Here is a 335-nt window from a genome sequence, read left to right on the forward strand (position 1 = left end):
CTCCCCAGGGCATTTCGCAGGCTCCAACGTCCTTCATCGGCTCTCGATGCCAAGGCATCCACCATGTGCCCTTAACAACTTGCCCACAACAAACCACCAACACACACAACAACCCCACCCCCACCACCCCCGAAGGAACAGCAAGAGTCGAGCAGTCAGATGAACTGTCAGCGGTCCTCAAAACATTGAGTCTGTGGAACAAACCAATTAAGAGAACACACAAAACAATCACGAAACAAACACTATTATTAATGCTCGCGTCCACTATGAAGAAGTCAAACAACCAGAAGCCGTACCAGCCCCACACCCAGTAACAAACCAGGCGGGCGTCTGAT

1 rRNA gene is annotated in these 335 nt (G+C 51.0%); it reads right to left on the reverse strand.

Annotated elements, in window-relative coordinates:
* Nucleotides 1–85 (reverse strand): 23S ribosomal RNA (locus ACZYRU_RS26895); the annotation flags it as partial.
* Nucleotides 86–335: the final 250 nt, after the last annotated feature.

The sequence above is a fragment of the Nocardioides sp. F233 genome (genome assembly GCF_057813895.1).